Raw genomic sequence first — 13,245 nt, forward strand, 5'->3', positions numbered from 1 at the left:
CGGGCCCGGACGATCGCGTACCAGCCGATGCGGCGGGCGTACCGGACCTGCTTGTCGGCCAGCCCACGGCGGGCCGCGCCCGCGATGGCTGAGCTGATGTGTTCCCGCAGCGCGTCGTCCGACTCGATCTCGGCGAGGTACCCGCGTACCTGCTTGACCGGCAGTTCGCAGACCACACTGACGAACCAGGCGAGATGGTTGCGGCTGAGCTTGGTCAGCTCGTACGTGTAGTTGTGATGCTCCCGCGAGGCGACCAGCCAACGGGCCGAGGTGCGCAGCACCTTGGCGTCGTGCCGGGCGACCGCGACCAGGCGTTTCGGAAAGGCGGCGACGGGGGCGAGGCGGGTACGGGCGATCGCCCGACGCAGCTTGACGGCATCCACCGCTGCGTTCTACCAGACGGATGGAAACAGTGAAGTAACAATGCTCGCTTCGCTGCGCCCGGACAGGGGCACACGCCGGGAACATGAAGTCAGTAGCATCACCGCCATGTCGAGTGGTGAGCAGGCGGGGACGCTCTCTTCGGAAGAGGCCCTGCCGACGGGGGACACCGACGGTTCGGAGAAGACGGGCGAGCCGGCTGGGAAGCCGCGCCGACGGTGGCTGCGGATCACGCTGATCGTGTTGCTGGTGCTGTCCCTGATCGGCGTGGGTGCCGTGGTGGCGAGCGGCTTCTACCTCAAGTCCGTCGAGTCCGACATCGAGCGGGTCGACGCGTTCGACGACGTTCCTGAGGAGACTCGACCCGAGGTGGTCGCCAAGGGCGCGCTGAACATTCTCATCCTGGGTAGCGACTCCCGCGACCCGGAGAGCACCGGTGGTTCGCGGGCGGACACCATCATCCTGGCCCACGTGCCGAAGGACCGCTCCGCCGCGCAACTCGTCTCGATCCCCCGCGACACCTGGGTCGCCGTGCCTCGCTCGAAGGAGGGCCGCGGTGGCCGGGACGCGAAGATCAACGCCGCCTACGCCTGGGGCGGTCTGCCGTTGATGGTGCAGACCGTGGAGCAGTACACGAAGGTCCGTATCAATCACGTGATGCTTGTGGACTTCGCCGGGTTCAAGGAGATCATCGACGCGCTCGGCGGCGTCGACATCACCTCGGAGAAGCGGTTCACCTCGATCCACCCTCCGTTCCGCACCTTTGAGCAGGGCAAGCAGCGGCTCGACGGTGCTGCCGCGCTCGACTTCTCCCGTCAGCGCAAACAGTTCGCCGACGGCGACTTCACCCGGATCAAGCATCAGCAACAAGTGATCAAGGCGATTCTGGACAAGGCTGCCTCCGGCGGCATCCTGGCAAATCCCGCCCGGCTCAATTCATTCGTACGTGCCACGTCGAGTGCCGTCTCGGTGGACCGCAGCATGTCACTTGTGGACATGGCGATGGAGTTGCGGGGCCTACGCGGAAACGACCTGACCTTCATGACCAATCCGACAAAGGGAACGGGACGGGTCGGCAGTGAGAGCGTGGTCTTCGCCGACCCGGACAAGGCAGCGCTCTTCTACGACGCCGTTCGGCGGGACGCGGTCGACGAGATCCTCCGCACTGGAAAGTAGGGCTGAATTGCCCTAGCGGCTCTGGCGGCTGTCACCGGCGCGGTCGTATCCTTCGATCGCTCCGGTGGCCTTTCCTCAGGCGCACCGGTGTCGCTTTACGGGGGAGGAACTGTAGATGTCGAGGCAACCTGTCGTGGGTTACCCGGCCACGAGCGAACTGGGAGGTCTCGGGACGTCGCCCCCGGCGGGCCGAAGCAGCAGGATCGAGCCCGACGAGGGCAACCCTGCCACGCAGCTCGGCGCAACCGCCGGACCGAGGACGGACCCCGACGTCGGCGACGTACGCCCGGGCCTCGACGTGACAGCGGTGCTGCCGTACGCCAGTTCACGAGCCTCGACCCGGACCCGGGCCCTTCGTGCCTGGATGTTGACGGCACCTGTCGACGTCGCCGCGCTGCTCTCCCCACTGATCGTCACCCAGCAGCACTGGCGCGGCACCCTTGCCATGACGGTGCTGACCGTGGGTGCCTTCGGCACCGGAGGGCTCTACCGGGCCCGTCGTCACGTCAGCATCCTCGACGAGTTGCCCAGCCTCTGCGGTCGGTTGCTGGCCACCGCGGCCGTGGTGGCAATCATCGCCGCGCTGCGTCATGATTCGCCGGCCTACCTGGTCGGCTTCATCCGTGGTGTGGCCATGGCCGCCGTCCTGGTGATCGTCGGGCGACTCGTGACCCGGGAGATGGCCACTCTCGCCCGTCGGCGCCGCTGGGTGGAACACAACGCGATCATCATCGGCGCCGGTGCCACCGCCGTGGAGTTGGCTCGGCTGCTGCGCCGGTATCCCCGCTACGGACTGCGGTTCGTCGGACACGTCGACACTCCCGCGCCGACGGACACGCAGCCGGTCCCGACCATCGGCACCCTCGACCAGCTCCCTCAGCTGGTCCGGCTGGCCGAGTGCGACGTCCTGGTCATCGCTGAACCACAGTGTCCGGAGCCGGCGCTGATGGAAATCCTCCGCCACCCGGTGGTCGCCGGGTGCGATCTGTGGGCGGTGCCTCGGCTCTGGGGGTCGCGTTCCCACGGCGACCACATCGGTGCCATCCCCATCGTGCGGGTGGGCGACACGACGCTTTCCGGGCCCCGTTGGGCGCTGAAGCGTGCCTCGGATGTCACCTTCGCCGGGGTGGCCCTGCTCGCCCTGAGCCCGATCCTGCTGCTCTGCGCGCTTCTCGCCTTCCTGGACGGTGGTCGCGGCGTCTTCTTCCGTCAGGAGCGCATCGGCCGGCACGGACGACCGTTCAACATCATCAAGTTCCGCACCATGCGGCCGCTCAACGAGCACGAGTCCCAGACGAACTGGTCGATCGCGCATGACCGGCGGGTGTCAGCCGTCGGACGCTTTCTGCGCCGTACGTCCCTGGACGAGCTGCCTCAACTGTGGAACATCCTCAAAGGCGACATGAGCGTCGTCGGACCACGGCCGGAGCGGCCGTACTTCGTGCAGAAGTTCTCCGCCGAGTACCCGAGCTATGCGATGCGCCACCGCGTCCCGGTGGGCCTGACTGGGCTTGCCCAGGTCAGCGGCCTGCGTGGGGACACCCCGATTTCCGACCGGGCCCGGTTCGACAACTACTACATCGAGAACTGGTCGCTCTGGTTGGACGCCAAGGTGCTGCTGCGGACCGTGGCCGAGGTGTTCCGTGGCGGTGGTCGCTGAGCGACCTGCCAGCTACCGAGCCGCCCCGGCCGACCGGGGCGGCATGTCCATCCCGACCCCCCGTGTGCCCCGACGTCCAGCCCGGACGCACCACCGACCCGAGCCCGGGGGTACCAGCCGAACTGCTTGGAGTATCCCGATGCCGGACGTTTCGGTGGTCATCCCGACGACGGGCAGACCCAGCCTCGCCGAGGCGGTCACGTCCGCCCGTGCCCAGGTCGGTGTCTCCGTACACGTGGTGGTCGTCTGCGACCTCGCCAGCGTGCCGGACAGCGTGGCGGCGCTCCGCGGCCAGATCGACGAGATCGTCTGCACCGGTGGTGGACGACGCGGCTCCCACGCCCGCAATCTCGGTGTCCGGCATGCCGCCCCCGGCAGCCACGTGGCCTTTCTCGACGACGATGACGCCTGGCTGCCGGGCAAGCTGGCCGCCCAACTGCCGGTCCTCGAACGGCTGGCCGGAGAGAACTGGCTGCCGGTGGTGTCGTCGCGTACGTTGCAACGGAAGGCTGGCGGGGCTCCACTGCCGTCCGCCGTACCGGCCACGTTGATCGGCGACGGTCAGCTCCCCGAGGACTACCTCTTCCGCCGCCGGCAGCTTGGCGTCGGGCGTCAGTCGCTGCCAACATCGACGCTGCTGACCACCATGGACCTGGCCGAACGGTGCCCCTGGGACGAGTCGCTGCCCCGACACCAGGACTGGGACTGGCTGATCCGGGCGGCCCGGATCCCCCAGGTGAAGATCGCACAGATCGAAGAGGCGACCGCCATCTACACCGTTGGCAGCCCCGGGTCGATTTCGGCCAATGCCGACTGGCGGACCTCCTGGGCCTGGGCCCGACGCTGGGAGGGGGTGTGGGCAGCGGAGACCTTCTCCGACTTCATCGCCGCACAGACCCTCCGGTACGCGTTGCAGGCGCGGGACCTGACCGGGGTGAAGGAGATGGTGCGCGCCATCCGGCGCAATGCCCGGCCGTCGGCCCGCAACTCGGTGCTCGCGGCACTCGGGCTCGTACCGCGTGCCGCGCTCGAACGCGTCGCGATGCGTCGATCAGGCGCCGCTGGCGATGCTGGGGCCGTGCCGACGGGCGGGGCCCGCTGATGCGCCTGCACTTCGTACTCCCCCAACTGGAACCGCTGTACGGCATGGAGCTCGCCGCGGCGCTGCTGATGCGAACCCTGCTGGCCCAGGGTGTCGAGGTCTCGGCGACGGTGGTGTCCGGGGCGGTTCCCGCATCGTTGCAGGACCTGCCAATCGACACGCTCGGCCTCGGCACCCGGATCACCCGACTGATGGAGGCGGTCCCGCCGCTCCGACGCCGGCTGAACGATCTCCCTCCGGACGTACGGATCGTGGCGAGCGGCCTCTGGGGCAGCGTGCCGGTCGGCGCGGCGCTGGCCGGCTCGGGTCGCAGCTACGTGGCCTGGGAGCACTCGCTGCTCCCGGAACGGCTACGCACCGACGCCCGGGTCCGTACGCTGGCCCGCCTGGTCCGCATCCGGGGCCTACGGCCCCGACTCGTCGTCGCCGTCTCCGACGGCGTCGCCCGGACCGTGCGACAACTCGCCCCCGGGCAGCCGGTGACGACGATCGCCAATCCGGTGCCGACCCGCCCCCTCGTCGCCCCACGCGGCGTCGCGCACCTCGACCGGGTGCGGCTGCTGACCACGGGAGCGCTCCGCCCCACCAAGAACCACTCCTGCGCGCTCGAGGCGTTGGCGCTGCTGCCCGGGACGTACCAGCTGACTCTCGCCGGTGACGGCGAGGAGCGTCAACTTCTCCAGGACAAGGCGCGGAGCCTCGGCCTGTCGGATCGGGTGACGTTCCTGGGCCAGGTGTCCGGGGTGGCGGGGCTGCTCGCCGAGGCGGACGCGCTGGTGCATCCGTCCCGCGCCGAGACGTTCGGGTTCAGCCTGGTCGAGGCCGCCGAGGCCGGTCTGCCCGTGGCCGCTCTGCCGGTGCCGGCGCTGGACGAGCTGATCCCGACGCTCGTGCCGGGCATCCTGGCGGCGGACACCTCACCACCGGCGCTCGCCGACGCGATCCTGGGCGTGACCGGGGACGACCGTCCCGGCGTCGAGGACTTCGAGAAGGCCTGGCACGCCCGACGCGCGACCCTCGACCCGGCCGAGGTGAGCCGGCGGTGGGTGGTGGCGTTGTCGTGACGCCCGATCCCGGCGAAGCGGACCGGCCCAACCCCGGCCATCCCGATCCGCAGCCGCGCCCGCCGACTGCTGGTCGCGGCGACGGATTTCTGCGCAAGTCCGGCACGTTCTTCACCGGAACCCTGCTGCGTACCCTCGCCCAAGGGGCGCTCTTCGTGCTGCTGGCGCGGGAAATGGAACTCGACACCTACGGCCTGTTCGTCGGTGTCACGGCACTCATCGCGGTGGTGTCCCCGTTCGCCTCGGCCGGCGCACCCAGCCTCATCATGCAGAACCACGCGGATTCGCCGACCGAGTGGGACCGTCACCTGGTCCGGGGCCTGTTCGTGTCCATGGTCTTCGGCTGCGCCGCGACCGTGCTGGTGTCCGCCGCGGGTCTGGCCATCTGGGGCGTCGACGTCGGTCTCGTCGATCTGCTCTGTCTCGCCTTCGCCGACCTGGTCGCCTGGCGTCTCATCGAGGCGGTGGCCGCCTCGATCCAGGTCCGTGGCCGCATCCTGCTCGCCGCGCTCGTTCCCGCCCTGCTGCATCTCTGTCGGCTGGCCGCAGCGTTGGTGCTGGCTCTCTCGCCGGGCCCGATCGCGTTGCACGACTGGGCGGTCGCGTCGGCGGTGATCTCCACCGTCGTGTGCATGCCCGTGCTCCTGGGCGGGCTGCGCGGCGCCCATCACGGGGCACTGAGGTTCGCGGGGTCGCTCGCGCAGGCACGGACCGGGATGATGTTCGCCGTCGGTCTCTCGGCCCAGTCCGTCTACAACGACAGCGACAAGGTCATGTTGTCCCGGCTGAGCACGCCGGAGAACGCCGCCATCTACGCGGCGGCCTATCGGGTGGTCGACCTGGCGTACACACCGCTGCGGTCCATGAGCGCCATCGCCTACCCCCGGTTCTTCCAGGCCGGGCGCAACGGCCCACGGGAGGCCCTGCGGCTGGCCCGCCGACTGCTGCCGCGATTCCTGGCGTTCAGCGCTCCGATGAGCCTGCTGCTGGTCGCCTTCGCCTGGATGATGCCGTTGGTGTTCGGCGCGGACTTCGCGGCGGCCGTACCGGCGTTGCAGTGGCTCAGTGTGCTCCTCGTGCTGAAGTCGCTGCACTATCTCGCTGCCGACGCGCTGTCAGGCGCCCGCATGCAGGGCCGGCGGACTGTCTGCCAGATCGGCATCGGGGTGGCCAACGCCCTGCTGAACCTCTGGCTCATCCCGGCCTACGGATGGCAGGGCGCTATCGTCTCAAGCCTGGTGTGCGACGCGCTGCTCGCCATACTGCTCTGGGGATGCCTCGCCGTCTCGGTCCGCCGCGACCCGGCCGACACATCCGCTTCGGCACGTCCCATGGAAAGGGTCTGAGGTGACCACACTCTTCGGTGTCCTGCTGAGCCTGGGCGGCCTCGCGGTGGCTGGCTGGCTGATCCATGGCCGGCGATCCGTCGCGGCCGCCTTCGGCGGCGGAGGGAACGCCCTCGCACTTATCGGATTCGCGGTCCTGGCGAACGCGGCGCCCGTGATCGCCGGCGATCACTCCTCCGCGCTCATCGGTGTGCTGGTCCTCGCTCTGGTCGTCTGGCTGCTCGTCGCCGGCCGTGGACGGTTCACCGGTCCACCCGGCAACTGGCGCCAGGCCTGTCTGGCACTGGCCGGGGCGCTGCTCGTCTGGTGCGTCAGCGTCGACGTGTTCACGGGCGAGGGCGTGTACGGGTCGAGGTTGCCCGCATACGGCACCGCCGCGCTGTTGCTGCTCGCGGTATGGCTGGCCGGCGGCGCTGCCACGGTGAGTCTCGGTGCCATGGCCTACACCGGGTCGGCCGTGTTGTCGCTGCTGACGATCCCGACCGTCCTCTACGGACAGGCCTGGCGGCCCTGCACCTCGGGGCAGTTGGAGAAATGCTCCTTGGCCGGGGGACTGTTCAAGAGCTTCTACGAGTCCGAGAACTACATCGCGCTTGTCACCTCATTCACGCTTGTCGCAGGTGTCTGCGCGCTGCGGGGCGCCGAGCGGTGGGCCACCGCCGCGTTCTGCCTGCTGGTCATCGTCGCCACCGGCTCGCGGACCAGTTATCTGGCCCTCGCCGCGGTGGGCGTGTGGGTGGTCGGGGCTCTGCTGATCGAGCGGCGGCGGCAGTACTCGCGGATCCACCTCGCGCTCTGCGCGGCACTTGTCGCCGGAGCCGCGACCACCGCTGCCTACCTGACCTGGAGCGCGTCGCGGACTACATTGAGCAATCGTGGCAACATCTGGGTCCACGCCCGGGAGTACATCGCCGGGTCGGAGATCACCGGTGTCGGTGTCTCGAAGTGGTACCAGTTGCGGGACCTGAATGAGGCACCGCACCACTTCTTCCACTCGGGCTACGTCCTGGCCATCTTCTCCGGTGGTTTCGTCGCGTTGGCACTGTGGGGGCTCGTCCTCGTCGCCCTGCTGCGAGCCCCCGTCGCCGACGGCCGGGTTCTCTCCGCCAAGGCACCGGTCGCGCTCTTCGTGATCTACTCCTTCACCGAGGTCGTCTGGAATCCGCTCTCCGTCGACGGTCTCACCTGGATCTTCGCCCTGATGGTGCTGACCACGGCAGCGCTGACGCCCAGCGACGCCGACGCCCGGGCGGGTCAGGGCGCCGATCGACCGGACGTGCTGGCCGGGCTGCGTCGGCTGATCGGACAGGGCACCCGCCGGGCCACCGTGGCCACGCGCGACTGAGCGTAAGGATCGCCGAGACACACTGAGCGCGGTCCGCGCGGACGCGGATCCGCTGGCATGAGGAAGGACCCGATGTCGTCAGGCCGCCTCGCGACGCCGGTTCATGATGCGGCCCCCGGGGAGCCGGGGAGCCGTCGGTCGGGTTTCCGCCCGGACATCCAGGGACTGCGAGCCTTCGCGGTCGTGGTGGTGATCCTCGAACACGTCCTGCACTGGCCCGCCGGCGGGTTCGTCGGCGTCGATGTCTTCTTCGTCATCTCCGGCTTCCTGATCACCGGTCTGCTGCTGAACGAGCATGACCGGACCGGACGCGTCTCCTTCGCCAACTTCTACCGAAGGCGGGTCCGGCGAATCCTGCCCTTGGCGGTGCTGGTCCTGGTGACCACGTACCTGGCGTCGGCGCTGCTGTTCTTCGGGGAGCGGGTCCGCTCGACGGCGTGGGACGCTTTGTACGCGGCGCTCTTCGCGGCCAACTGGCGGTTCGCAGCCGTCGGCACCGACTACTGGCAGACCGAGGGACCCGTCTCGCCGCTGCGGCATTACTGGTCGCTAGCCGTGGAGGAGCAGTTCTACCTGGTGTGGCCGGTCCTGCTCGGCCTGATTCTGGGCTACGTGGCCCGTCGACGTCGGCACCGGTTCACAGCCCGGTGGGCGGTCGGCGTGGTCCTGGGCGTGATCGTCCTCGGGTCGATCGTGTTCGCACTGTGGGAGGTCGAGCACCGCCCGGCGGTGGCGTACTTCTCGACCGTCTCCCGGGCCTGGGAGTTGGGCGTCGGCGCGCTGCTGGCGGTGGCCACACCGGTGCTGGCCCGGATACCGGTCGCGGTTCGTCCCGCGTACCAGTGGTTGGGCTTGGTCGGACTTTCGGTCTCGGTCTTCGCCATCAACGCGCAGACTCCGTTTCCGGTTCCGGGCGCGTTCCTGGCGGTCATCTCGACATCTCTGGTGATCGCCGGCGGCGTGGGTGGACAACGGTTGATGGCCCCGTTGACGAACCGGGCGGTGCGCTATGTCGGTGACGTCTCCTATTCGCTCTACCTGTGGCACTTTCCGCTCCTCATCCTGATCGGCGCCGCACTTCCCGGTTCCGGGCAGGCCACTGTGGTACTCACGCTCGGCGGCACCGTCCTGCTCTCGGTGCTCTCCTTTCACCTGGTCGAGAATCCGATCCGCCGGTCGTCGTGGTTGGAGCGGCAACCGCCGGGAGACAGGCGTCACCGGAGTGGCACGGCGTTGGCCCTGCGGGGTGCCGGGCTGGCGGCGCTGGCCGCCACGATCGCCGTGGTCGCCACGGTCACCGCCCGTTCACCGTCATCCCAGGCACCGGCGGGCGCGTGGACGGTCACCTCTCGGTCCGAACTGGCGGCCCAGGTCCGTACGGCGTTGGACGCGAAGGACTGGCCGGTGCTCACACCCTCGCTCGGCGAACTGGGCGCGGCCAGCTTCGCCTCCGGGGACGGGCGGGGATGTCGACCGGCGGTCGCGGACGGCAACGAGTGCACCGTGCCGACTCCACGTCCCCCTAGACTCGCCGTCGTTGTCGGTGATTCCATCGGCACCGCCTGGCTCCCGCTGGTGCGCTCCACCCTGGAACCGGCCGGCTGGGTGGTGCAGGACCTGACCTTTGCCGGCTGCCCGTTTCTCGCCTCGGACACCGTCTCCCCGATTGAGAAGATCACCCGGTCCTGTCCCGGTCACCGGCGGACGGTACGCGCCGTCATCGAGAACCGGAAACCCGATCTGGTCATCGTGAGCAACGCCTACCAGCAACGATTCGTCAGGACCGGCGGCACCCCGTTCCAGGTTCGATGGGAGGAGGCCGCGCGTACCGCCAGGGAAGAGTGGCTCGCCGCCGCCGGCAAGGTCGTCGCCCTGCAACCACCGCCGCTCGGCCCGGACCCGAAGTCCTGCATCACCCGGCTCTCCGCCCCACGCGACTGCGTCTCGACGCTCACCGCGGAATACCGTTCATACGCCGAGGTCGAGCGGAGGGCCTGGGGTGGCAGGAAGTCCTGGCACATCGCGACGACCGACTGGTTCTGTGATTCCGGACAATGCCCGATCTTCGTAGGTGGGGTCATCGTCCGCCGCGACGGGAACCACATCACGGCCGAGTACGCCCGCAAGCTGACCCCACTGCTCGGCGAGGTCCTGGCACCGATCCTCACCGGCGCGACGGACTAGGTGTCCTGCCCAGGGAGGCCCTGGGCAGGACAGGAAGCCTAGCCCTGGCCGGTCTACCGGGGGTTCTGCCGGAGCCTGACCAGCACCAGTGCCGCGATCCCGCCGATCAGTGCGACACCCGCGGCGATGAGCAGCGGCACCGCCCAGCCGCGCCGGGACGGTTCGTCACCGCCAGCGGCGACGGCGGCCTCCCGGTACGCCTCGGCCAGCGCGTTCGTCGGCGACTGGTCGGCGGCCTCGGCGAATCGAGCGGCGGCCTCCGCCTCGTCACCGCCGAAGTAGGCGTCCAACGCATCCCGGTAGAGCTGGCCCGGCGCACCGACGGAGTTCTCCACCCCGGCGGCGCTGAGCAGGCCGCTGACCCGTGACACCGGCACCACCAGCCGGTTCGGCCGCTCGGGTTGCAGCACATCGTTGTCAAGAATGCCGACGACCCGGCCCTGTGCGTCGACGACGACTCCGCCCCGGGAGGAGGCTCCGACGTCCTCGTTGATGCGGTAGGTCGAGGACTCCAGGTCGACTTCGGTCACCTGCGCCGGCTTGGACTGGACGGTGTAGGTGGCGGCCCGGTAGTCGGTGTCGGTGGTGCCGTACCCGAGCGCGTGCAGCGCCGTCCCGGCGGTGATAGAGGCGGAGGCGTTCACCTCGGCAGCGGGAAGGTTCCCCTGGTCGAGCTTGACCAGCGCCAGGTTCCCCTCGGCGAGGGTAAGTGCCCGTACCACGCTGCCGGAGATCGCGGGGGCGCTGGTCAGGTCCCCGGTGGCCACGTTCAGCTGCCCGTACAGGCTGGCCTCGGGTCCGGTGCCGGCCTCGGAGCCGGTGAAGGTGGTGGTCGTCATCCGGGCACGGACGTAGGACTGGGCATCGCCGGCCTTGAGGTCACCGTTGGCCACACGGGCTTTGGCCAGCTCACCGAGTGCGTGTTCGAGCAGGATGTCCGGGGTCGGCTGCACGCACTGGGCGTTGGTGACGACGTGCCCGTCGTGATTGACCACGACCCCGGTGCAGCGGCGGCTGAAGGTGAACGGGTCGGGATGCAGCAGGTCGTTCTTCTGCTTGCCGCGCACGTAACCGGTGACGATCGCCTCCAGGAACACCATCGACGGCGCTGCGGTGGCGAGGGCCCGCTCCTCGTCGCTACGGGGTGAGGCCGCCGCCCACGGCTTGAGACCGGGTGTGGGTGGCGTGACTGTCGGGGCCGGGGCCGGCGGCACGGATTCCGGTCCGCTCGCCGAGATGGCCCAGACGCCGGCTCCACCGCCGATGGCGGCCACCAGGAGCAGCGCGGCGATAGCGGCCCAGAGGCCGGTCTGCCGCCGGGGCGGTGCCGAGGGCTGGATCCGGCGTACCGGCGCGGTGAACGGGTCGTGCTGCGGCGCGTCGTCGAAGGGTGTTCCGAAGCCGGGTGACGCCGGGGCGCCCGACACCGGGCCGGGAGCACCCGAAACGGGCTGTGGCGTACCCGACACCGGGGCGGGGGCGCCCGAGATCGGGAGCGGGGCGCCCGACACCGGACCGGGGGCACCCGAGACGGGCTGCGGCGCGCCGGACACCGGCTGGGGCGGACCGGACACCGGCTGGGGCGGACCGGACACCGGCTGCGGCACGCCGGACACCGGCTGTGTCGGGCCGGGGAGGGGCGGAGCGGTGGTCGGCACCGGATGGTAGTCCACCCCGAGGGCCCGGAAGAGGCGCTCCGCGCCCGGCCCTGCCTCTGCCGGGTAGGCCACCCAGGGCGCGGCGGCGGAGAAGTCCGCGTAGACGAAGGGCATGCCGCCCGTCTGGGCGAGATTGTTGGTGATCGCTGCGAAGGCTTCGCGCCAGCCCTGAGCGGCGGCCACGGTGGCGTCCAGCACGGCCACCGTGACGAAGCGGCCCTGTCCGTCCACGGCCGCCCACGCTTTACCGACCGGCGACCCGCCCAGCAGGTGGGTGTACCGGTAGGGGCCGTCCGGCTGCATGGCAACTCCTCTACTCGACCGCCGTGCGGATCCTATCCACCTGCCGCACCCCTATCTGCCCGCTGGTCACCCCACCCTCAAGGACCGTTCCGAAACCGCAGACCAGTGGCCGTCCACTGTAGAACAGGCAGTTCAGCTTGCCAGGTGAAAGTTTTTATGCATAGAGTCACCGGGTGAATGAGGGAGCTACCACGGCGTCGACGGAGCGGGTCGTCGGCCTGTTCGACGGGGTCCGGCTCACCCCGACGCAGCGGCGCATCGCGCACTGCCTGGTGCAGCACGCCCCCGCCGTCGGCTACCTCTCCGCCGCCGAGGTCGCCGAACTGGCCGGGGTCAGCCAGCCGTCGGTCACCCGGTTCGCGGTGGCGCTCGGCCACGACGGCTACCCGGCGCTGCGTCGCCGACTGCGCGAGCTGACCGCCGCCGCGCCCGGCCCGGCCCCCGCCGGCAACGAACTTCAGCAGGCGGTACGCGCCGAGATCGGCAACCTGGACCGGCTGGCCGGGCAGTTGGCCGACCGGGAGCGGATCGCCGAGACCGGACGCCTGCTGGCGGCCAGCCGGCCGCTGCCGGTGCTCGGCCTGCGGTCCGCCGCACCGCTTGCCGCGTACTTCGCGTACTTCGCCGCCAAGGTGCACCCCGACGTGCGGGTGCTCGACGACGGCGGGAGCCTGCTCGCCGACCGTCTCGAACAGGCCGCCGAGGCGGGGGCACGGGCGCTGCTGGCGTTCGTGCTGCCGCGCTATCCCCGGGAGACCCTGGAGGCGCTGCGCGAGGCCCGCGCGGCGCAGCTGACGGTCGTGGCGATCACCGACTCACCGGTCAGCCCGGCGACCGAGTACGCCGACGTGGTGCTCTCCGCCGGGGTCGGCGCGCAACTCGTGTTCGATCTGCACACCGCTCCGATGACCCTGGCCATGGTGCTGCTCCAGGCGATCTGCGACGCCGCCCCGGCCGAGACCCAGCGGCGGCTGGAGGCGTTCGAAGCCTCGGCGGCCCGTCGACAGTTGTTCCTCGGTTAGGAGG

At 70.1% G+C, this 13,245-nt stretch carries 9 protein-coding genes and 1 pseudogene; 8 read left to right on the top strand and 2 right to left on the bottom strand.

Annotation, left to right across the window (positions count from 1 at the left end):
- A pseudogene (locus AB0I71_RS21610) lies at positions 1–383 on the bottom strand (class I SAM-dependent methyltransferase); the annotation flags it as partial.
- Positions 384–489: 106 nt separating this feature from the next.
- On the opposite strand from AB0I71_RS21610, the gene AB0I71_RS21615 reads away from it, so the two are divergent.
- From AB0I71_RS21615 to AB0I71_RS21645, 7 genes are all read left to right on the top strand, one after another.
- Positions 490–1,557 (top strand): LCP family protein, encoded by a 1,068-nt coding sequence (locus AB0I71_RS21615; RefSeq protein ID WP_357587276.1) that lies wholly within the window; start codon positions 490–492, stop codon positions 1,555–1,557.
- A 115-nt stretch (positions 1,558–1,672) separates the two neighbouring features.
- On the top strand, positions 1,673–3,217 hold the full coding sequence (locus tag AB0I71_RS21620; protein WP_357587278.1) for a sugar transferase: 1,545 nt from the start codon (positions 1,673–1,675) through the stop codon (positions 3,215–3,217).
- Between the two features lie 139 nt (positions 3,218–3,356).
- The gene (locus tag AB0I71_RS21625) at positions 3,357–4,319 is read left to right on the top strand and encodes a glycosyltransferase (RefSeq protein ID WP_357587280.1); all 963 of its coding nucleotides are present in this window, start codon (positions 3,357–3,359) and stop codon (positions 4,317–4,319) included.
- Positions 4,319–5,383, top strand: a complete 1,065-nt coding sequence (locus tag AB0I71_RS21630) for a glycosyltransferase (protein ID WP_357587282.1) — start codon at positions 4,319–4,321, stop codon at positions 5,381–5,383. The genes AB0I71_RS21625 and AB0I71_RS21630 overlap by 1 nt, the downstream gene beginning before the upstream one ends.
- On the top strand, positions 5,380–6,729 hold the full coding sequence (locus AB0I71_RS21635; protein WP_357587284.1) for a polysaccharide biosynthesis C-terminal domain-containing protein: 1,350 nt from the start codon (positions 5,380–5,382) through the stop codon (positions 6,727–6,729). Before AB0I71_RS21630 ends, AB0I71_RS21635 begins: the two co-directional genes overlap by 4 nt.
- Position 6,730: 1 nt before the next feature.
- A complete protein-coding gene (locus AB0I71_RS21640) occupies positions 6,731–8,074 on the top strand; it encodes an O-antigen ligase family protein (protein WP_357587286.1) in 1,344 nt (447 codons plus the stop codon).
- Positions 8,075–8,146: 72 nt separating this feature from the next.
- Positions 8,147–10,258 (top strand): acyltransferase family protein, encoded by a 2,112-nt coding sequence (locus tag AB0I71_RS21645; RefSeq protein WP_357587288.1) that lies wholly within the window; start codon positions 8,147–8,149, stop codon positions 10,256–10,258.
- A 53-nt stretch (positions 10,259–10,311) separates the two neighbouring features.
- Here AB0I71_RS21645 and AB0I71_RS21650 read toward each other — a convergent pair whose 3' ends face one another.
- Complete coding sequence (locus AB0I71_RS21650; RefSeq protein WP_357587290.1) at positions 10,312–12,219, bottom strand: trypsin-like peptidase domain-containing protein; 1,908 nt, start codon at positions 12,217–12,219, stop codon at positions 10,312–10,314.
- Positions 12,220–12,392: 173 nt separating this feature from the next.
- On the opposite strand from AB0I71_RS21650, the gene AB0I71_RS21655 reads away from it, so the two are divergent.
- A complete protein-coding gene (locus AB0I71_RS21655) occupies positions 12,393–13,241 on the top strand; it encodes a MurR/RpiR family transcriptional regulator (protein WP_357587292.1) in 849 nt (282 codons plus the stop codon).
- The last annotated feature ends 4 nt before the right edge of the window (positions 13,242–13,245 follow it).

The organism is Micromonospora sp. NPDC049891 (assembly GCF_040660295.1).
In the GTDB taxonomy this organism is placed as follows: Bacteria; Actinomycetota; Actinomycetes; order Mycobacteriales; family Micromonosporaceae; genus Micromonospora.